Source organism: Pseudaminobacter soli (ex Zhang et al. 2022) (genome assembly GCF_014595955.1).
Classification (GTDB): Bacteria; Pseudomonadota; Alphaproteobacteria; order Rhizobiales; family Rhizobiaceae; genus Kumtagia; species Kumtagia pseudosoli.
The window spans coordinates 32,916-51,945 of record NZ_JABVCF010000017.1; the positions used below are offsets into that span (position 1 = coordinate 32,916).

Below are 19,030 nucleotides of genomic sequence, written 5' to 3' on the forward strand. Positions count from 1 at the left end.
CAGGGCTGTTAGCCCCGCTTGTCCTGCCGGGCAGGGATGCTCGGCCGCAGTTGCACCGGTCCGCCAGCTCGGCGGGCCGGGGGGTGTCTTCGAGAAGAAGACGAGAAAGGACGCAGCGATTGGCTGTGTCCGGCAACCCCGTAAGGAGCATTTCTATGGAACTGAAGTTTGTTGATCCGCGCGCGCTGAAGGGAAACCCCGACAAGGCGCGACGTTCAAAGTCCAGCCCGCAGGCTGACGCATTGCTGCTAGCGACCATCCGCGCCGTCGGTATCGTGCAGCCGCCTGTCGTCGCACCGGAATCCGATGGTGGCAACGGCTACGTCATCGATGCCGGCCATCGCCGCGTCAAGCAGGCCATCGCCGCAGGGCTTGAAGAGATCGCCGTGCTGGTGATCGAGCGAGCCGATGATGGCGGTGCGATGCGCTCGCTCGCAGAAACGCTGGCGCATGAACAGCTCAATCCCGTCGATCAGTGGCGGGCGATTGAACGTCTGGTCGGGCTCGGTTGGACCGAGGAAGCGATCGCCGTCGCTCTGGCTCTGCCGGTTCGCCAGATACGCAAGCTGCGTCTGCTCGCCAATGTCCTGCCGGCAATGCTCGACCAGATGGCCAAGGGCGATATGCCCAATGAGAGCCAGCTGCGCACCATCGCAGCAGCGTCGCTCGACGAACAGAAGGAGGTCTGGAAGAAGCACAAGCCTTCGAAGGCCGACCCGCAGGTCTCCTGGTGGAGCGTAGCGCAGGGCCTGCAGAAGACCCGCATGTATGCCCGGGACGCCAGCTTCGGCGACGAACTCTCGCAGGCCTACGGCATTGCCTGGGTCGAGGATCTGTTCGCACCCGCCGACCAGGACAGCCGCTATACCACCGACGTCGAGGCATTCCTTGGCGCGCAGCAGGAGTGGATGACGCAGCACCTCCCCAAGAAGGGGGTTATCACCGAGACCAACAATTGGGGCCAGCCCGAACTGCCAAAGAAGGCGGAACGCGTCTTTGGCAAGCCGGGCAAGTCCGACCATACGGCGCTCTACCTTGATCGCGAGGGGAAGGTGCAGACGGTGCATTTCCGCATGCCGGAGGCGAAGAAGCCCAAGAAAGGCGAGCAGACGGCCGGCGAGGGTGACGATACTGCGATCGTCGTGAAGACCCGCCCCGATGTCACCCGCAAGGGCATCGAGATGATCGGTGATCTGCGCACCGATGCTCTGCATGAAGCGCTGTCTCGGGCACCGATCGAGGACGACACGCTGATGGCGCTGTTGGTCCTGGCGTTCGCCGGCCAGAACGTGACAGTGGCGTCCGGCACGCGCGACATCTCGTATTATGGGGCGGCCGGCCTTGGCGAACATGCCGCGCGCCTGTTCGATCAGGAGGGCAAGCTCGACTTCGACATGGATACGCTTCGGGTCGCCGTGCGCTCACTCCTGATCGACGTGCTGTCGTGCAGGGAAAACCGTTCGGACGGCGGCGTGGTCGCCCGTGTGGCTGGCGATGTGATCGGCGCGGACAGCTTCCTGCCGAACATGGGTACGGAGGACTTCCTCTCGTGCCTGTCGCGGCCGGCGCTGGAGGCGTCGTGCGCGGACACGTCGGTCCTTCCCCGGCAGAAGGTCAAGGACACCCGCGCGGCCCTGGTCGAGCACTTCAAGGAAGGTCGCTTCGTCCATCCGTCGGCGCTGTTCGGTCCCGATCAGACAAAGCTCGTTTCGTGGCTGAAGAAGAACGAACGAATCGAACAGCCTGAAGACGACGCCACGCCGGAAGCCCAGGACGAGCTCGACGGTGACGCGGCCGTCGACCCGGCGCTTGACTACGTCGATGAAGGTCCGGCTCCGCAGGACGAGGATCTCACCGACGAGCAGCGGGAGGCCTACAAGGTGGCTGCCGAGTAGGCGCCACTTCTTCCATTCCGAACGATCATCGCGCCGCCGGCACATCACCGGCGGCGGTTCTGCTTTCCGCTCAACACCATGGAGAAAACCATGTCCGCTCAATTGATCTACGACCTCGTGCCACTGGGCTCGACCCTGACATATTCTGACGGTTCCCCACGCCCTCCGGAACGGCATCGCAACAAGCTCGCCGCCTGGGAAAACCGCAACTCGGGTGGTCGGCTGATCCGCAAACAGGCAGAAGCCCGTGTCGGTAACACGACGATTCCCGCGTCCATCACCCTCCACGAGGGTGACTACGGCAGTCAGGGCACGATCGTCCTGCGTGTCCATCGGACGTTTTCGGTGAACAGCGAACTCAAGTTCGCGGTCAAGGAACGGCCCGCTATTGGCTCGGTCCTCGTTCTCGATCGGGCTGGCGACGACGCCGAGCTTGTCCATCTTGCCGCGAGTCGCGCTGCTGCCGAGGAATGGCTTACCCACCACGGTTACCCGAAGGCCGTGCTGCAGGAAGTCACCGCCGACGCCGTGGTGGCCGACATTGTCGAGGGGAGGGCAGCGGCATGAGCGCATCTGCTCTCGAAAGCAACGTCATAGGAACCCCCGGTTTCCCGGGGGTTTCGTTTGGCCGAAGCGCTGATGGCCTGCCCGTCGCCCTTGTCGGCGAGCACGCTTTTGCCATGGCTCCCGCCCGAGACGGGCGCCATTTCCTTGTCACGGGCTGGCGTTTCCGGCGGCCCATGGCCCAATGGACGCGAGGCGACTTCTATGGTTATCGCGGCGACCTCGCCGATGAGAACGCGTTCCGGGCAAAGGTTCTGGAAAACGCCGAGCACCAACGCGAGAAGATCGCGCTCGGCCGACGCGAAGAGCGATCCACGGCGAATACACCATGGGGTCCATCACAGGGCGCCACCGTCTATGCTGATGGCGTTGTCTTCCACTCAACGGCCGGCCATGGCGGCTTTCTCCTTTCGCCGGACCGCAACCGCAAGGTACATCAGTCGATCCGCGTCACCGGCGGAGCCTATGAAGAGGACGAGGCCTGGGCGATCGTCGCATTCAGCTTCCCTCACTTGTTTACCGCCTTCGAGCGCCAGGCTGCTGAAAAGACGATGAAGGACAGCTTCCCCGATGCCTGGGAGGCGATCACCGGCAATTTGCTTGGTCCCGGTAAATCCTGGAAGAAGGATGAGCGTGCATTTTTCGCGGAGCACCGCGATGACTGGATCGTCGTCTCGGCAATCATCTCCGATCAGCAATCCGGCTTCACCGAGGTTATCGCCACTCCTGGCGGCAAGCGCGGGCCGGGCAGCGAGGAACGCCGCTTCCTTGTTCCCTCGGATGAATATCGTGTCGGCCGCTTCGGCTTCGTCATCGATCCAGAGCGCCACGCGGGTTATGGCGGGCCGTCGAGCTTTGTCAGCAGGCAGGGGAGATCAGCGTGATGGTCGAGCCAACTCGCCGTGCGCGGCTCTTCCGCATGGAGGAAGCTCGCCGGCAAATCCAGCGTCAGTTGGACATGATCGACCGGCAGATCACGCGGCGCATGACAGCGCTGATACCGCGGTTGCATCCGCGCCAGACCGCGTATCGGCGGGGGAAGTCGCCCGATCCCGGTGCATTCCTCGAACGGTATCGTGCCAATCTGGCCGCCATTACCGCTGAGCGTCAGCCGGAGATCGACGCCTTGACGCGAAAACTGGCGCGCCAGGAAAGCGCCATCGCGGCGTTGCTGGCGCAGCTCGAACCAGAAGAGCTCTGTGCTTGACGCCGGATGTCGTTGTCGCCGCAGGACGCCATTTATCCGTGGCGACGATGGTCGTTGCACCCATTGTGACCAAACGGCCCGGGGCAAATCGTGGATGCGCTTCGGAAGCGCGGCAGGCCATCGAACACTATGGCGGAGCGGGTCGACCAGGCGCTTACCGGTCAGCATGCCGGTGTCGTAGACCATCCCTTGCCGGTCTTCCCGGCGGGTTTGCTGCGGTCTGAACCAACGGCTGGCCACTTCAAGGCCGCTGTCGCGCCGCGGAGCGCCGGAACCCCGCCGATCTCGGCAAGGCCGGCTCGCGTCCCGCGCAGGGACCAGTGAAGAACTGGCCCCCGCTTGTCCGCAAGCCAACCTCGCTCGCCTGGCAGGGTCCGGACCCTGAAGCGTCCAGCTTCCGTCGGTTCCTTTTGACCGCACCCGCAGGAAAGACCGACAAGGGCCGGATCACCTGAAGGGCATCGCTAGAAAGGTAAGCTCAATGTCCAGTTCAACCCGCTCCCCCAAGTCCAAGGCCCGCGTCGTCCCGCTTCGCAAGGCCACGACCCTCGAAATGGTCCGCCTCTGCTGCCCGGACGGCAACCAGGCCGCCCTCATCTCCGAAAGCTTCGGCCTCCCCGTCCTTGACAGCGACGGCATCCGCGACTTCCATCAGCGGAGCCTGATCGAAGGTGCCGATACCCTCTCCGAGGGGCTTTCCGACAAGGCGATGCAGATCCATCTGCAACGGATCGTCGGCTCCTATGTCGGCTCCGCCTACGGGGCAGGCCAGTTCTACTCCAAGGCCGTCACCGAGGCGAAAGACGCCACGGCCAAGCTCGCCAACGACGTCCGCGACGAGGATCTCGACGGTCCGGTCGGCTTCGACAGTAACGCCCAGCGCAAACGGGAATTCGCCGCCGACATGGGTCTTCAATCGCACGCGCTGTTCATGGCGGCCGAGGGCGCCGTGGCTGCCTACGAGCATATCGTCGGCGAGACCTGGAAGCCCTACGAGCGTCAGGTCGAAAATCCCGGCCAGACCGTCAGCCGGCAGGTGGCCGATCTCCAGATGGCGGCCCTCGGCTAACCGCCCCGGGCCTAGCTTCGGCTCCGCTCCCATCTTCCTACATCGAGGCTGGTGTCCTTGCGGATGCCGGCCTCTTCGCGTGTGCCCGCCATCCTAATCCGACAAATGAAAATGATCCTGCAGGCCGCGCCAGTCGCGGCCGTCACGGATGTTGGTCCTGCTCCGGTCCTCGCCCCGCGAAACGGCTGCGCCGTCCTTCACTGAAGTTGCGGCCCGCGGACGACATCTCTCCTCCTTCCGATTGTTCTCGAGCGGGTTCGCGAACCTGCGGTCCTGCGCTTGCGGACCTCGTGACGGCCGCGACTGGCGCGGCCTCGAATGGAGGTTGAAGAAAATGAGCAGGAAAGAGAGCAAACCCCGCGTCGATATCTACCCGAAGATCACCGACCGCATCGTCGCGGATCTGGAGAAGGGCGTGCGCCCGTGGGTAAAGCCCTGGAGCGCCGGGAATACGACGGGTCGCATCATGCGGCCGCTCCGTCACAACGGGCTGCCATATCAGGGCATCAATACACTGCTTCTCTGGTCGGAGGCGGTGGCGAGGGGGTTCGTCTCGCCCGCCTGGATGACCTTCAAGCAGAGCGTCGAACTGGGCGGTCATGTCCGCAAGGGCGAGACCGGCTCGATGGTCGTTTACGCCAGCCGCTTCACGCGAACCGAAACCGATGCGAGGGGCGAGGAAGTCGAACGCGGCATTCCCTTCCTCAAGGCCTATACCGTGTTCTGCGCCGATCAGATCGAGGACCTTCCGGCGCAATATTACGGCAATCCTGCGCCGGTGGCCGATCCGGTCGAGAGGATCGAGCACGCGGATGCCTTCTTCACCAATACCGGGGCTGTCATCCGCCACGGCGGTGATAAGGCATACTTCAATCCGGCGCTCGATATCGTGCAGATGCCGCCATTCGAGAGCTTTCGCGATGCGCCGAGTTATTATGCGACTTTAGGGCATGAACTGACCCATTGGGTCGGCTCGGAAAAGCGGCTCGATCGCAACCTCTCGCGCTATCACAAGGATCGCTCGTTTCGCGCCCATGAAGAGCTGGTCGCCGATCTCGGCGGTTGTTTTTTGGCGGCGGACCTCGGCATCGTCCCCGAACTGGAGCCGCGGCCGGATCACGCGAGCTATCTGGCGAGCTGGCTCGAAATTCTCAAGAACGAGAAGCGCTTCATCTTTGCCGCAGCTGCCCACGCCCAGCGCGCCGTCAACTACCTGCACGATCTCCAGCCGGGCGTGACACAGGTCGCGGAGGCGGCGTGATGCTGCAAGCTCCGGTGTGTGAGGCCGGATCAGTCCCATAACATTCGAGCCCGTCACACGCGACGAGCTCAACGCCCATCTCAGTTGGTGAGGACACAGGATGGGCGAGATCCGCCGCCCGACGCGCGGCCTGCGGCAAGAAGGGCGGCTCCTTGCGTTCGTCTCGGCGACACGCCCCTACGCGAGCGTATCGCCGGTTTGACGCGGCACGATGCGATTGAGCTTTCGCGCCTCTGCGCGGCGAAACCGGATCTGTGCCGCGTGGCGCTGCGTCTTCGGCGGTCCTTCGTGTTTCCGGCAATTGCCGCTGCACGCGGCTGCCGTGGGCGGTCAGCTATCAGAAGGCAATCTCCATCGGTCCGATGGTTGGTTCATACTCGGCCGATCGCGCGGCGGGACCGATTCACGGTCCGGGCGTCGCGGCCGACGAAAGGTGATTTTGGGGTGGTGCGACGATCCACAAGTCAGGCGTAACCAGGCGGGCGGCCTGCCGATTGTCCCAACGAAGCGGAGGAACCGGCCGACCGCGCTCCACTCCGAGGATAGCATTGCGGCAGTTCCCTACCGGATCAACAATCTTGCCAATCTAGATGAGAGCATCTACATTATCGGGCAGAACTATCTACATGGAGGCTCCATGCCGATCAATGTCAACAATCCGGAGGCGGATGCGCTGACGCGCAGGTTTGCCCATATGGCCGGTGTCAGCATCACCGATGCCATTGTCATCGCGATGAAGGAGGCTATCGAACGACGCCGTGTTGCCGAGAGCCCGCTGCAGACTGCCGCGCGTCTGCGTGAAAAGCACGGCGTCAACCTGCGCAAGGCGGCGAAGAAACCCCTCCCGCGCGAGGTGTTCGATAAGATGTGGGAATCGGAGTGATGTTCGTTGATGCGTGCGCGATCATCGCCGTGCTGTCCGATGAGCCGGAAGCAGACCGCGTCTCCGATGCCATTGCTTCCGGGAAGAACGCCTTCACCTCGCCGGTTGCCGTGCTCGAGGCGGTGCTCGGTCTCGCGCGCCCCGACAAGTTCGCCCTCGCCGTCTCAGAGGTCGAGCCGATCGTTGTCGAGTTCCTCGATGAGCGCGGGATCGAGGTTCGCGATCTGCCGCCCGCATCCGAGACCACTAGGTTGGCGCTGTCGGCGGCACACCGGTACCGCTCCGGCCGACATGGTCTCAATCTCGGCGATTGCCTGCATTACGCATGCGCGAAATACTTCGCGGTGCGTATCTTGGCGACGGTCGACGAGTTTCGGCAAACCGATCTCACCACAGTTCCGTGACGAGCGCCGCGGCGCTGCGCCTCGGACGAGCGGCCTTCCCACCCTGGAGATCGTCAGGTCCGCGATCGGAACCAAAACCTGCCGCCCGACGGACCCCGCCTGTGCGGCCGCCTCTATCGGTTGACGATCCCGTTTGAACGAGAGCCGGATGTGCATTCCTGGCTGTCTCCCCCAATCGCGCGTGATAGACGCAGCGTGGTTTCAAGTCGTGGGTCAGTCTGGCGCGTAGCGTCGGGCGGTTCTCTCGCCGGTCTTCCGGTGCGTCCCCGTTTCGAAGCCGGTGCGGGGCAATGGGGACCCGGTCCTCGCCTTTGGGATCTGAGGTGATGCGCGGGCTGACTGTGGCCGGGATGGACTCTCGAACGGACAGTCGCTGTCTCGTGTGTATGACGCCGACGATGGAAACGCCGGTCTTCATTCCGGTTTCCACAAAAGCCACGTCCATCTGCGTCCTCGATGTGACTGGTCTGACCGAAAGGCCGATCCCGCCAGAGCGGGCTCTCGATCTTGTCCCGGCAACGGCCTTCGCGACTTTCTTCCCCTGACGGCTGCGCCGCCATTCCTCGCGGTTCAAGAAAGTCTCTCCCGGCCGCCTTCCACTTCGTTCCAGCCCTGCGGGTGCCCGTCGATCGCCTCCGGTCCACCGACCGTCATCGAGGTCGCGATGGGCGCGGCCCGAGCAACAAAGGAATGAGACACATGGCTACCATCGGCACCTTCGCTTCCACGGGCAACGGCTTCAACGGCTCGATCAAGACCCTCAACCTCAACGTCAAGGCCAAGCTGGTCCGCATCGAAAACCCCTCCGACAAGGGACCGCACTTCCGCATCTTCTCTGGCAATGTCGAACTCGGCGCCGCCTGGCAGAAGGTCTCCGCAGAAGGCCGCGACTACCTCTCGGTCAAGCTGGACGACCCGAGCTTCCCCGCTCCGATCTACGCCACCCTGATCGAGGTGGAAGGCGAGGAAGGCCTGCAGCTGATCTGGTCCCGCCCCAACCGGGACTGATGGCCCCGACAGAGGACCCCGCCGCACAGGCGGGGTTCCTCCTGCGTATCGAGAAGCCGGAACCAGGCATCGAGCCTGGCTCCGGCTTTTTGCCGCCAACCGGGTGGGGGAAGTCTGCTCAGATCGTCCGAGGATGCCATGGCGATCCGAAGGCCCCAAGGACTTCGTGGTACCCCCAAAATGCTACCGCATTTCGGCTCCCCCACTCGCCGGCTCCGCCGGTCGCTGCGCGCTCCTTGACCCCTCCGGCCCACCATGACCGCCGGCGTCGTCTTTCACCAACATCAAGGAGATGACGACATGTCGATCGATCAACACATTGAGGAACTGCGCGCCGAGCTGCGGAACGCTGTCTACCGCGACGAGCGCCGCGAAATCGAGGCCGATCTGGAGCTCGCCCTTGCCGAGCGCGAAGTCATCTGGGCCGAGCAGGAGGCGCTGATGAACGCCGAGCCTCCTTTATAGGGGGCTTTCGGGCCGCCTCGAACCTCTTAGGCCGGATCGACCGGCCTATGGGGTTCGCCGAGCCCGGCGACTACACTGCTGGCACCCCGCTCGCGGGCCGTAACCGCGCACGCGTTTGCTGCGCAGCAGCTCCAGGAAGAGCTGCACGGCCTCTTCCTCTTTGTTGAAATGATGTTGCATGGCCTGGCCACGCGCGCCGATGCGTCCCCATCTGCGGGTCAGGCAGACGTCTCCGAATAGCGTCGCCTCGATCGACATGGCGTAGTAGCGGGCCATGTTCTTCGTGGGATCCATCCGTTCGACGTAAAGCTGGTAGGGTTGCGCGATCATAGGGACAGAGTCGCGCTCTTCGAGTTCAAGGTCCAACGACTTCTTTGAATCGGTTGCACCCGGCCGATTCATTTTGGTGATGGAAAAGTCTCTCCGGTTCTGTGGTGGTCCACTCCATCGATGAGCAAGCCCTTCCTCGACCGACGTCCCGCCCCTGACCATAGCGCACCCTGCGTCGATATCGGGGTGTATCAAGAATGCGGGAGAGTCGCCGTTTCGGCCAAAGACCCATGGCTTCTGGTACGGAAAATCATGGGCGAGCTCCTTCGGCGACGGCTCTACTCGCACCGTAAGATCGGTGCTCCCGGCGCCCGCAAGCGGTCTCCGCGCAGTCGCGTAACGATCCTCTCGCGGCCGCGGGACCGTTCACTAATGATGGCCTTCACGCACCGCTTACCGGGGAAGATTAGGCATTGGTCCTTCCGCGATGTCCCAGATCCAGGAGTCCATCCCGCTCTCCGAAACAAGCAGGTCGAGGGTCTCGCGATAGGCGCCATCCGCGTCATCGGGCACGATGTACATCGCGATGGGCTGACCCCCGTCCCGTGTCAGCACGACGCTCGCCATCGGCTGTGTGGGCGGCAGATTGTAGCGCAGTCCCTTCGTGAATATGGAACCGCGCTTCGTGAGCGTGTCAAGCAGCATGCCTTCATACTGGCTCTCGGACGGAATCCACCGTTCGCTGACCGTCATCAGCGCGATCGCCTCGATCGCTGCGATGCCTGAGACGCCGACCCCGAACGTTGCCGCTGCGATGAGATGCGATTCCGGGCTTGCGTCCCAAAGCGCAAGTTCACGAGCGAAGACCTTGTTCATGCGGCGCGTGACATCCTCGGCCAGCATAAAAGGATAGCGCGGGGCGTGTTTGACGATCAGGCGTGAGCCAGACCGAGCCGGCTGTATCTCCTTCACCTCGCCGATCAGGATCGCGAGCGAACGGCGATTGCCCTGCGACTGAACCGCTCTGCTGAGAAATGCCTGCCGGCGCTGGACAATTCCGTCCACGCGCTCCGGATCGAACATCTCCGGGACATAGATCGTGTCCGAAAGTGGCTTTCCCTTGGCGCTCGAACTCGACGCCGCCTCGACCACGAACTTTCGGACCACCGCCCAATTGCGCCGGCCGGCCATCGCCGGACGCCAGCGATTGAACTGCGCCCGGTCCCACAGGAAATGCAGCATCGCCTTCAACGACAATCGGGCACCATCGGTCCTGACGTCGCACGGATCAGCGCTGTCGCCGATTGCAGGCGCGGTGCGTCCGCCGAGCTTCGACAGGCTGAACCCGAGCTTCAACGCCGTCGTGCCGTCCTCCACATTCTCGATGATTGCCTCGCCCTCGACTGCGCTCAGGCCCGACAAATCGGATGGCGGCTCGTAGGACTCGCAGTCGGGCGCATGCTGCGCCCGGTGCCCGGCATCCGTTTCGGGATATGGCGGTCGCCGAACCGCGCGATATACATTGGCACGCCTTTCGCCTGGCAGAGGCAAAGCGGATGTTCACGACGCGAAAAGGCGTCCGTCAACCGCGCGTCGAACGCGCCATCTCCGGCATCAACATCAATCCCGCCCATGCGGATATGCCGGCTCATGGTCTTCCGGTTCCAGCGATCATCATCAGAATATTCTCCTCTTCATGCGTAGCTGGCTTCGCGCCGCCCGCCGATGTGCCTTGCTCCTGCAATTGTCGCCGACCTGCCGTCGATCGAATCCTGCTCAAGGCCCTGCGAAACGCTACGTCCTGCCGTCCACTTCGACGCGTTCGCTGGTGTTCCCGTTGCACAGGTCGACTTCTACCGATTCTCATTCTTCCAATTTCAGGTACAATGAAGCTCTCCCTGAAAGGACAACGCATGCGAGATCCCACAAACGGCAATCATCACGCCCTCGACGCTGCCCCTGGCGATGGGCAGGCGACGTTGCGGCCGATGCCCTTCGTGATCGCATTGCCCTTCAACGTGCTCGAGGCAATCGGGCTTGCCGGCTTCTACGCGACATGGCACCTGCTCTATTTCGTCGCCTGCGCGTTTCGTGCCTTCACCGGATTCCTCGTTCTCGCCGGCATCGTCATGCTGCCTGTATCGCTCGGGGTCTTCGTTAATCCAGATGCCGCTCCGATGCCGTGGTGGTTCTTCTTGTCTTCGGCGATCGGCATGTTCGTATTCGCGCTCGGCTACAATCTGTTCCTCAGGTGGTTCGCGCCGCCCGGCGCAGAAGATCCCTTCGACCGCTATCGGCCATCGCCAACGGCCGGCGATCGTCGCTAGCGCGCGGATCGCACCGGCAGACTTCAAAGAAACACCATTCAGGGAGACGGCCGCATGTCGAATATCACCAAAGCGGCAAACGCCACGGACCAGATTCAGGACCACGTCGGCGTCGCAATTGATCGGCTTCAACGCGGCTTCAACGGCCGGATCGTCAACGGATACGGCATCTATTCCGACCCCTCCATGCGTCGCTCGGATTTGATCGAAGCGCAAAAGGCCATAGAGGCGGCGCTGTCTATCATACGAAGCACCGATTGGCCGAGCAACGCAGAATACGACGCGCTCGATCAGGGCAGCGATGAAGCGGTCAACTCGCCTTGACGAACCTGTTTGGACTAGCTTCGGCATCCATGTCCTTTCTCCGGAAGTAGATTGCCCGCCCGCAGCGGATAGGGTCGTGCCCCTGCACGATGATGATCTGCTCGTCCTTGCGCATCTTTTGCGTGATTTCGTGCGGCATGATCAGAGGACGGCGTTGCAGATTGAGGCTTTCCGACCGGCGCGTACCGCTGTTGGAATTGCTCCACCCCACATTGCGGGATTTGCCCTGAACCTCGACCGTCATCTCGCCGCATTGCGCCGAGACGTTCCTTGCGGTCTCCAGCGCCTTGATCGCGGCATAGGAGGCGAAGGCGCAGCCATCGATCCAGGACGTCGCGCCATCTTTCCCGAAATGCCGTTCGAGCTGGCCGACCGATTGGTACATGAGCATCAAGGTGATGCCGTATTTGCGGCCGCGATCGCGCGCCTCTTCGAGGACGCGCATGTAGCCGAGCAAGTCGACTTCATCGAGCATGAACAGGGCCCGGCGCTGAAACGCGCCATCGGCCTGTGTCATCGCATTGATCAACGAACCGATGATCACCCGGCCAATGCCTGGATAGGATCGCAGGATCGCCGCCGGGATGTTCAGAAACACGTCCCTCTTGCCGGCGACGAGATCGCTCGATTTGAACGATCGACCGCAGACGAGGGCGGCATAATTATCGAGCGAAAGCCACTGTGTATCCTTCGATGCCGTGGAGTACACGCCGGAGAATGTCTGTTCGGTCATGTTGGTGAAGACGCCCAGCGTTTCGCGGATGAAGGCAGATGCCGATGTCTCCTGAATATCGCGCAGCATGGCGAGAACCGACGGTTCCGGCTCGGAGACGATCTGGCGCAAACTGCGCAGGGTCCGCCGCCCGGCATATTCGGGAGAGAGAACCACATGGGCGAGCAATCCCGTCAGAAGGTTGTGCGCCTGGTTCTGGAAATAGCTGCCGGTCGAGGATTCGAACCGGGCGCTTTCCGACAGCAGCATATGCGCGACGGCGACTATGTCCTCCTCCTTGTGTTTGGAGGTTTCGATCCAGTCGAGCACGTTGAAACCCGTGACGGGGTTTGTCGGATCGAGGACCATACACTCCCGCCCAAGCGTTTGCGTCCGATGCTCGACGACCATCGGCGCGACCTCGGTCGAGGGGTCGAGGCAAATCAATGGCCCCGTATAGCGTAGCGCCGTCGGCACGACATTGCTGGTGGACTTGAAACCGCCCGACCCGGCAAAGAACAGCATGTGGGTGGAATCAAAATCCTGCTTGTAGGTGAGCAGCGGCGCGGTCCCGCCGCTACCCCATGTCTCTCGGTCGGTCGGATCGAACGGCACATCGCGGATCGTCTCCTTGTCGACACGGTAGCGCTCGCCGACGACGATCTCGCCGTCTGGCGGAAACAGCTTTGCGGCGGCCGACATGGTGAGCCAATCGGCATCACCGAAGGTTCCGCGCTTGGCGCGCTTCACCGGATCGGAAACCACGACCGATATCCGCGCCGAAATCGCCACGATGACGAAACCGACGGTCGCGGCGATGACGGCGAAGAAGTCGAGATAAGACAGCGCTTCGTCCCAGGTCACCGCGCCGCTTTCGACGGATGGTGACAGGCGCGCATATTCACGCAAAGCGTAAAAGCCGCCGACCCCGAGAAGGCAGATCAGGCTGACCATCGCCACCGGCCGGCGGCGATGCATCGGCAGGGCGAATACGGTGATCAGTCCCGCGATCGGACCAAAGAGCAGATTGGGAATGGGCGCAGCGCGTAAGAACCAATAGGAATTGCCAGGCGAGAAACCGGCCGCCATTCCCTGCCATCTGTATGACGTGATCGCCAGCGTCATCGCTGTCACGGCGGCCGGCACGATCGCCCATAGCAGCGCCGGCCTCAGTTTCGTGTTCCCGGCCATGTCCGACATCCCTTCGCTGGCGCTTATTCGCCGTTGGTCGTTTCGGAACCGTCGGAGACGGGCGATCCCGCATCCGCCGCTTCGGCGCCCTTCATGCGGTCACGCCGGAAGGCCATCCCACCTTTTACTTTCAGCCGATGATGCTCGGCCGATCCGACACGCACGGTCCCGGCTTCCAGCAGCACACCGAGCAGAAACGCGCGGTCGGCTTGTCGCAGTCCGGCCTTCACCACCAAGCCGCCGAGCGTGATCTTCTCCCGCGCGTCCTTCTTGCGATCCTCTGTCATCGTCTGCCGCCGCCTTCGCTCCAGGGCCAGAATGCGCCGATCGAGGCGCTTAAGGAGATGCGCCTGAAGGCCCCTTGCGGCTTTTGCGAAATCGCGCGGCAATCTCCTCGAAGACGGCGTCGAGTTCGTTGTCGGAAATGTCCATTTCGGCCAGGCCCGCCTTGGCGGCCGCGCGCGCGAAGCGCTCATTGGCCTTGGCGAGAATTCCACGGCGTTTTTCGCGTAGTTTCTCAATCTGGGCGTCAATCTCTGAAATCGATGGTTTAGCACGCATTCTATGCCTTTTCCTTTCCGGTCGCCTTCTTCTTCGCGGCGGTTATAAGGTGTAGAAACGCATAGTAAAAGAGGCTATTTCCATCGAGCCTTGAGGCTCATTTTTGGTCTGCGCCCGCAAGGGCGCATCCCGAGAAACGGCATCGGCCGTGCGGCCCGATCTGTTCGAGGGCGCAATATACGTCGCGAAACGCGACATGCTTGGGAGAGGCCTGGATCGCATGGCGATCATGTTCGTACGGGCACAGGTGATCAGCCGCGGAGCGGGACGCAGCGTCGTCTCGGCCGCAGCCTATCGCCATCGTACGAGGATGGAGGAAGAGCAGACCGGGATGAGCTTCCGCTATGAGGGCGGCAAGGCCGAGCTTGTGCATGAGGAGCTGGCGCTGCCGGATCAGACCCCAGCGTGGTTGCGCACCATGATCGACGGCCGGACGATCGCGGGCGCGAGCGAGGTGTTGTGGAATGCCGTCGATAGGTTCGAAAAAAGGGTGGACGCGCAGCTTGCCCGCGAGATGATCTTCGCGCTGCCGGAGGAGCTGTCGAAGGCGGAAAACATTGCCCTGGTGCGCGAGTTCGTGCGCTACCACCTCATGTCAAAGGGCATGGTCGCGGATTGGGTCTATCACGACAAGGACGGCAATCCGCATATCCACCTGATGACCACCTTGCGGCCTTTGACCGAGGACGGTTTCGGCAAGAAGAAGGTCGCGGTTCTCGGCGACGACGGCAAGCCGCTGCGTGTCGTGACCCCTGATCGGCCGAAGGGCAAGATCGTCTACCGGCTGTGGGCCGGCGACAAGGACACGATGAAAGCATGGAAGATCGGCTGGGCGGAAACGGCCAACAAGCATCTGGCGCTCGCCGGTCATGATATCCGCCTTGATGGTCGCGCCTATGCCGAGCAGGGCCTCGACGGCATCGCCCAAAGCCATCTCGGACCGGCAAAGGCGGCGTTGGCCCGAAAAGGCAGGGAGATGTATTTCGCCCCGGCGGCACTGGCGCGTCGGCAGGAAATGGCAGACCGGCTTGCCGACGAACCCGGCCTATTGCTCCAGCAGCTGAGCCGCCAACGCTCGACATTCGATGAGCGCGAAATCGCCAAGGCGCTGCATCGCTATGTCGACGATCCGACGGTGTTTGCCAATATCCGTGCGCAACTGATGGCGTCGTCGGATCTGGTTACGCTGAAGCCGCAGCAGATCGATCCGGACACCGGAAAGATTGGCGACGTCGCGGTGTTCACCACGCGCGCCATGCTGCGCACCGAATACGATATGGCGCAGTCGGCGCAGGAGCTTTCGGGTCGATCTGGCTTCAACGTAACGTCCGAAAAGGTCGATGACGCCATTGGCGTGGTGGAGAGCCGCGATCCGGAAAAGCCGTTCAGGCTCGACGCCGAACAGGTCGATGCGGTTCGGCATGTCACCGGTGACAGTGGTATATCCGCCGTCGTCGGCTTGGCCGGTGCGGGCAAATCGACCTTGCTCGATGCGGCAAGAATTGCCTGGGAGACAGACGGCCGTAGCGTCATCGGGGCCGCCCTTGCCGGTAAGGCCGCCGAGGGTCTTGAAGACAGTTCCGGGATCAAATCGCGCACGCTCGCGTCATGGGAACTGGCTTGGGCGGACGGCCGGGACGAACTGCAGAAGGGCGATGTGCTGGTTGTCGACGAGGCCGGCATGGTGTCGTCGGAGCAATTGGCGCGCGTTCTCAAAATCGTGGAAGACGCGGGTGCTAAAGCGGTGCTGGTCGGAGATCCAATGCAGCTCCAGCCGATCCAGGCGGGCGCGGCGTTCCGGGCGATTGTCGAGCGCAGCGGTTTTGCCGAATTGACCGGCGTGCGCCGCCAGCGCGAACAGTGGGCGCGCGATGCGTCGCGCCTGTTCGCGCGTGGAAAGGTCGAAGAGGCGCTCGATGCTTATGCGCAGCATGACCGCATCCATCAGCTTGAAACCCGCGATGCAGTAATCGAGCGGATCGTTGAGGATTGGGGGCAGGCTAGGGAGGACTACAGAAGGAAGGCTGAATTCGAGAACCGCGCCTTGAGCGGCTCGGAGCTGCTGGTTCTGGCGCAAACCAATGATGATGTCGGGAAGCTCAACCAGGCGATCCGCTGGGTGATGGCAGGTCAGGGCGCGCTTACAGAAGAGCGCGCATACCAGACAGAACGGGGCGCGCGACAGTTTGCCATTGGCGATCGACTGATCTTCCTCGAGAATGCCCGCTTCTTTGAGAAACGGGCCGAGCATCTTGCCGTGCAGCACGTCAAAAACGGCATGCTCGGCACCGTCATGTGCACGACGAACGATCGGGGCGAGACGCTGCTCACGGTGAAGCTGGATGCGGGCCGTGAGGTGACCTTCGGCCAGGACACCTATCGCAATATCGATCATGGCTATGCGGCGACCGTGCACAAATCACAGGGCGCAACCGTCGACCGGACCTTCGTGCTCGCAACCGGCATGATGGATCAGCATCTCGCCTATGTGGCGATGTCGCGTCATCGCGATCAGGCCGATCTCTATATGGCGCACGAGGATTTTACGCCGCGCGAGAAATGGGGCAGGGCGCAGCGCATCGACCACGCCGCCGGTGTCACCGGCGAACTGGTCGAAACCGGCGAAGCGAAATTCCGTCCGAATGACGAGGATGCAAAAGAGAGCCCATATGCGGACGTAAAAACCGACGACGGAGTGGTCCATCGCGTCTGGGGCGTCAGCCTGCCGAAGGCAATGAAAGAGGGCGGCGTGGAGATCGGCGACACCGTCACCTTGCGCAAGGACGATGTTGAGCATGTCACCGTGAAGGTGCCGGTCGTGGATCTCGAAACCGGCAAGAAGATCTTCGAGGAACGGGAGGTCGAGCGCAATGTCTGGACCGCCGAGCAGGTCGAGACGGCGGAAATCCGGCAGGAGCGCATCGACCAGGAAAGCCATCGCCCGAAACTGTTCAAGCAATTGGTCGAGCGCCTGTCCCGCTCCGGTGCCAAGTCGACCACGCTCGATTACGAATCCGAAGCTGGCTACCAGGCCCAGATTGTCGACTTCGCCCGCCGCCGCAACATGGATCACGCTATCGAGCTTGCTGCCGGAATGGAGCAGGGCGTGGAGCGGCATCTGTCGTGGATCGGCGCCCAACGCGATCGTGTCGCAAGGTTGTGGGAGCGCGCCAGCATCGCGCTTGGATTTGCAATCGAGAATGAGCGCAGCGTCTCCTATGACGATCAGGCGGTTCGGACGCAAACGGTCGCCCCGGCATCTGTCGTGGTGGCGGGCATTGCGCCGGGTGACGAAGAGGCACGATATCTGCTCGCGCCACAGGCGAGCTTTGTACGCTCTCTAGAAGAAGACGCGCGCATCGAACATCTGGCGTCGGCACGGTGGAAGGACCGCGAAGCGATCCTGCTATCCGTGCTCGAGCGCATCTATCGCGATCCCGCCGCCGCTCTCGATCGGCTGAACGCGCAAGCTTCGGACTTCGATGTCGAGCCACGGCGGCTTGGTGAAAATCTTGCTCGCAGTCCCTCGATGCTTGGTGCCGTGCGTGGCAGCGACAGCCTGGTCGATGGACAGAGAGCGCGGAAGGAACGGGCTGAGGCCCTCGCCGCTGTCGCAGAGCTCCAGCCTCTGGCGCGCAGTCACGCGGACACCTTCAAGCGTGACAGGGCCACTTATGAGAACCGGGAACATGCGCGTCGCGCCGCCATGGCGCTTTCGGTTCCTGCGCTCTCCCCACACGCGATGGCGCGGCTTAATGAAGTCGAGGCGGTGCGCGAGAAGGGCGGCGAGGGTGCCTACAAGACCGCCTTTGCCTATGCCGCGGAAGAGCGTTCGCTGGTGCAGGAGTTGAAGGCCGTGGGCGAAGCGCTGACCGCCCGCTTCGGCTGGAGCGCCTTTACCGAAAAGGCCGACCAATATGCCGAAAAGCAGATGGTCGCGCGCATGCCCGAGGGAGCGTCCGAGGCCAAACGGCAAGAGCTGACGACGCTGTTCGCGGCCGTGCGCCGCTTCAACGAACTGCAATATCTGGCCGAAAAGCGCGATCCTTCGCGGATCGTGGCGCCGGCGGTCTACGATCCCGCCAAGGCTCCAAAGATGTCCAGGCCACCAGCCTTGCCGATGCTCGCGGCTATCACCGAGTTCGCGGCAACTGTCGATGATGAAGCCAAAACGCGCGCGCTGGAGGTTCCCCGCTACAGGCAGCAGCGCGCGGCGCTTGTCGAGGCCGCGCAGCGCGTCTGGCGCGATCCTGCCGCGGCTCTTGCGACGATTGAGGATCTGGTCGTCAAGGGCGTCGAGCCCGAGCGTATCGCCCGTGCCGTGCAAAATGACCCTGCTGCCTATGGTCCATTGCGCGGCTCCGACCGCGTCATGGATCGGCTCATCGCTCCCGGGAAAGAACGGAAGGCCGCGGTTGCGGCCGTGGAGGACGTTGCCGCCAACGTGGTCTCGGCAGGCAAGGCTTGGCAGGGCGCATTCGACGCCGAGAAGGCGGCCCTTCTTGCCGATCGGGAGCGAATGAGCGTGGCGGTGCCCGGCCTGTCGCCGCGGGCGGAGGCCGAGCTGGTCCGGTTGGCAACCGCAGTCGAGAAATCCCCCCGGGAGATCACGCAGCTTGTCCGCGCGCTCGACGCGACAATCAGGGCAGAATTCTCGGCCGTCAGCAAGGCCCTCGACGAGCGCTTCGGGCCGAACGCGATCGGCCGGGGACAGGGTGACGTCGTCAACCGGATTCCAGCGGCGCAGCGCAAGGTCTTCGAGGCGATGCAGCCCCGCCTCAAGGTCCTGCAGAACGCCGTTCGGTCAGACCGGGCTCAAGATATTATCGCCGAGCGCCAGCTGCGCGCGCTCAATCAGGCCAGGGGCATCACCAGATAGCAGGGAGGGC

The 19,030-nt window shown here is 62.9% G+C and carries 17 protein-coding genes and 1 pseudogene; 13 read left to right on the forward strand and 5 right to left on the reverse strand.

Annotated elements, in window-relative coordinates; genetic code table 11:
• Nucleotides 1-155 precede the first annotated feature (155 nt).
• The 10 genes from HUI96_RS25040 to HUI96_RS25085 all read left to right on the forward strand — a co-directional run bounded on the left by HUI96_RS25040 (nucleotide 156) and on the right by HUI96_RS25085 (nucleotide 8,756).
• Nucleotides 156-1,895, forward strand: a complete 1,740-nt coding sequence (locus HUI96_RS25040) for a ParB N-terminal domain-containing protein (protein WP_188257434.1) — start codon at nucleotides 156-158, stop codon at nucleotides 1,893-1,895.
• Between the two features lie 90 nt (nucleotides 1,896-1,985).
• Nucleotides 1,986-2,462, forward strand: coding sequence for a hypothetical protein (locus HUI96_RS25045; protein WP_188257435.1), 477 nt, complete (start codon nucleotides 1,986-1,988; stop codon nucleotides 2,460-2,462).
• A complete protein-coding gene (locus HUI96_RS25050) occupies nucleotides 2,459-3,343 on the forward strand; it encodes a DUF7007 domain-containing protein (protein ID WP_188257436.1) in 885 nt (294 codons plus the stop codon). The genes HUI96_RS25045 and HUI96_RS25050 overlap by 4 nt, the downstream gene beginning before the upstream one ends.
• Entirely contained in the window at nucleotides 3,343-3,666 is a 324-nt protein-coding gene (locus HUI96_RS25055) for a hypothetical protein (RefSeq protein WP_188257526.1), read from the forward strand. The genes HUI96_RS25050 and HUI96_RS25055 overlap by 1 nt, the downstream gene beginning before the upstream one ends.
• 481 nt (nucleotides 3,667-4,147) lie before the next feature.
• Nucleotides 4,148-4,735, forward strand: a complete 588-nt coding sequence (locus HUI96_RS25060) for a hypothetical protein (RefSeq protein WP_188257437.1) — start codon at nucleotides 4,148-4,150, stop codon at nucleotides 4,733-4,735.
• A gap of 334 nt (nucleotides 4,736-5,069) precedes the next feature.
• Entirely contained in the window at nucleotides 5,070-5,996 is a 927-nt protein-coding gene (locus HUI96_RS25065) for an ArdC family protein (RefSeq protein WP_188257438.1), read from the forward strand.
• Between the two features lie 637 nt (nucleotides 5,997-6,633).
• The gene (locus HUI96_RS25070) at nucleotides 6,634-6,879 is read left to right on the forward strand and encodes a type II toxin-antitoxin system VapB family antitoxin (protein WP_188257439.1); all 246 of its coding nucleotides are present in this window, start codon (nucleotides 6,634-6,636) and stop codon (nucleotides 6,877-6,879) included.
• The gene (locus HUI96_RS25075) at nucleotides 6,879-7,283 is read left to right on the forward strand and encodes a type II toxin-antitoxin system VapC family toxin (protein ID WP_188257440.1); all 405 of its coding nucleotides are present in this window, start codon (nucleotides 6,879-6,881) and stop codon (nucleotides 7,281-7,283) included. Before HUI96_RS25070 ends, HUI96_RS25075 begins: the two co-directional genes overlap by 1 nt.
• Before the next feature lie 699 nt (nucleotides 7,284-7,982).
• Nucleotides 7,983-8,291: a DUF736 domain-containing protein gene (locus HUI96_RS25080; protein WP_188257441.1), complete on the forward strand. Its 309-nt coding sequence runs from the start codon at nucleotides 7,983-7,985 to the stop codon at nucleotides 8,289-8,291.
• 300 nt (nucleotides 8,292-8,591) lie between these two features.
• The gene (locus HUI96_RS25085; protein WP_188257442.1) at nucleotides 8,592-8,756 is read left to right on the forward strand and encodes a hypothetical protein; all 165 of its coding nucleotides are present in this window, start codon (nucleotides 8,592-8,594) and stop codon (nucleotides 8,754-8,756) included.
• 45 nt (nucleotides 8,757-8,801) lie between these two features.
• Here HUI96_RS25085 and HUI96_RS25090 read toward each other — a convergent pair whose 3' ends face one another.
• Together HUI96_RS25090 and HUI96_RS25095 are read right to left on the reverse strand one after the other, a co-directional pair.
• Entirely contained in the window at nucleotides 8,802-9,086 is a 285-nt protein-coding gene (locus HUI96_RS25090; RefSeq protein ID WP_188257527.1) for a WGR domain-containing protein, read from the reverse strand.
• A gap of 393 nt (nucleotides 9,087-9,479) precedes the next feature.
• Nucleotides 9,480-10,678, reverse strand: a pseudogene (locus HUI96_RS25095) (DUF1173 domain-containing protein).
• Between the two features lie 261 nt (nucleotides 10,679-10,939).
• Between HUI96_RS25095 and HUI96_RS25100 the strand changes: the two are divergent.
• On the forward strand, nucleotides 10,940-11,353 hold the full coding sequence (locus tag HUI96_RS25100) for a hypothetical protein (protein ID WP_188257443.1): 414 nt from the start codon (nucleotides 10,940-10,942) through the stop codon (nucleotides 11,351-11,353).
• 54 nt (nucleotides 11,354-11,407) lie between these two features.
• Nucleotides 11,408-11,677 (forward strand): hypothetical protein, encoded by a 270-nt coding sequence (locus HUI96_RS25105; RefSeq protein ID WP_188257444.1) that lies wholly within the window; start codon nucleotides 11,408-11,410, stop codon nucleotides 11,675-11,677.
• Here HUI96_RS25105 and traG read toward each other — a convergent pair.
• From traG to HUI96_RS25120, 3 genes are read right to left on the reverse strand one after another with little or no spacing between them, the layout of a single operon-like run.
• The gene (gene traG, locus HUI96_RS25110; protein ID WP_188257445.1) at nucleotides 11,664-13,580 is read right to left on the reverse strand and encodes a Ti-type conjugative transfer system protein TraG; all 1,917 of its coding nucleotides are present in this window, start codon (nucleotides 13,578-13,580) and stop codon (nucleotides 11,664-11,666) included. The two genes, HUI96_RS25105 and traG, sit on opposite strands and share 14 nt — an antisense overlap.
• A gap of 23 nt (nucleotides 13,581-13,603) precedes the next feature.
• The gene (locus HUI96_RS25115; RefSeq protein WP_188257446.1) at nucleotides 13,604-13,867 is read right to left on the reverse strand and encodes a conjugal transfer protein TraD; all 264 of its coding nucleotides are present in this window, start codon (nucleotides 13,865-13,867) and stop codon (nucleotides 13,604-13,606) included.
• A gap of 49 nt (nucleotides 13,868-13,916) precedes the next feature.
• A complete protein-coding gene (locus HUI96_RS25120) occupies nucleotides 13,917-14,141 on the reverse strand; it encodes a TraC family protein (protein WP_188257447.1) in 225 nt (74 codons plus the stop codon).
• 220 nt (nucleotides 14,142-14,361) lie between these two features.
• Here HUI96_RS25120 and traA point away from each other — a divergent pair, with 220 nt between their 5' ends.
• On the forward strand, nucleotides 14,362-19,020 hold the full coding sequence (gene traA, locus HUI96_RS25125) for a Ti-type conjugative transfer relaxase TraA (protein ID WP_188257448.1): 4,659 nt from the start codon (nucleotides 14,362-14,364) through the stop codon (nucleotides 19,018-19,020).
• Nucleotides 19,021-19,030 lie beyond the last annotated feature (10 nt).

Excerpts from the sequence above, each read along its gene's own strand:
- HUI96_RS25040 (WP_188257434.1), top strand. The coding sequence starts at position 156 with ATGGAACTGAAGTTTGTTGATCCGCGCGCGCTGAAGGGAAACCCCGAC.
- HUI96_RS25045 (WP_188257435.1), top strand. The coding sequence starts at position 1,986 with ATGTCCGCTCAATTGATCTACGACCTCGTGCCACTGGGCTCGACCCTG.
- HUI96_RS25050 (WP_188257436.1), top strand. The coding sequence starts at position 2,459 with ATGAGCGCATCTGCTCTCGAAAGCAACGTCATAGGAACCCCCGGTTTC.
- HUI96_RS25055 (WP_188257526.1), top strand. The coding sequence starts at position 3,343 with ATGGTCGAGCCAACTCGCCGTGCGCGGCTCTTCCGCATGGAGGAAGCT.
- HUI96_RS25060 (WP_188257437.1), top strand. The coding sequence starts at position 4,148 with ATGTCCAGTTCAACCCGCTCCCCCAAGTCCAAGGCCCGCGTCGTCCCG.
- HUI96_RS25065 (WP_188257438.1), top strand. The coding sequence starts at position 5,070 with ATGAGCAGGAAAGAGAGCAAACCCCGCGTCGATATCTACCCGAAGATC.
- HUI96_RS25070 (WP_188257439.1), top strand. The coding sequence starts at position 6,634 with ATGCCGATCAATGTCAACAATCCGGAGGCGGATGCGCTGACGCGCAGG.
- HUI96_RS25075 (WP_188257440.1), top strand. The coding sequence starts at position 6,879 with ATGTTCGTTGATGCGTGCGCGATCATCGCCGTGCTGTCCGATGAGCCG.
- HUI96_RS25080 (WP_188257441.1), top strand. The coding sequence starts at position 7,983 with ATGGCTACCATCGGCACCTTCGCTTCCACGGGCAACGGCTTCAACGGC.
- HUI96_RS25085 (WP_188257442.1), top strand. The coding sequence starts at position 8,592 with ATGTCGATCGATCAACACATTGAGGAACTGCGCGCCGAGCTGCGGAAC.
- HUI96_RS25090 (WP_188257527.1), bottom strand. The coding sequence starts at position 9,086 with ATGATCGCGCAACCCTACCAGCTTTACGTCGAACGGATGGATCCCACG.
- HUI96_RS25100 (WP_188257443.1), top strand. The coding sequence starts at position 10,940 with ATGCGAGATCCCACAAACGGCAATCATCACGCCCTCGACGCTGCCCCT.
- HUI96_RS25105 (WP_188257444.1), top strand. The coding sequence starts at position 11,408 with ATGTCGAATATCACCAAAGCGGCAAACGCCACGGACCAGATTCAGGAC.
- traG (WP_188257445.1), bottom strand. The coding sequence starts at position 13,580 with ATGGCCGGGAACACGAAACTGAGGCCGGCGCTGCTATGGGCGATCGTG.
- HUI96_RS25115 (WP_188257446.1), bottom strand. The coding sequence starts at position 13,867 with ATGACAGAGGATCGCAAGAAGGACGCGCGGGAGAAGATCACGCTCGGC.
- HUI96_RS25120 (WP_188257447.1), bottom strand. The coding sequence starts at position 14,141 with ATGCGTGCTAAACCATCGATTTCAGAGATTGACGCCCAGATTGAGAAA.
- traA (WP_188257448.1), top strand. The coding sequence starts at position 14,362 with ATGGCGATCATGTTCGTACGGGCACAGGTGATCAGCCGCGGAGCGGGA.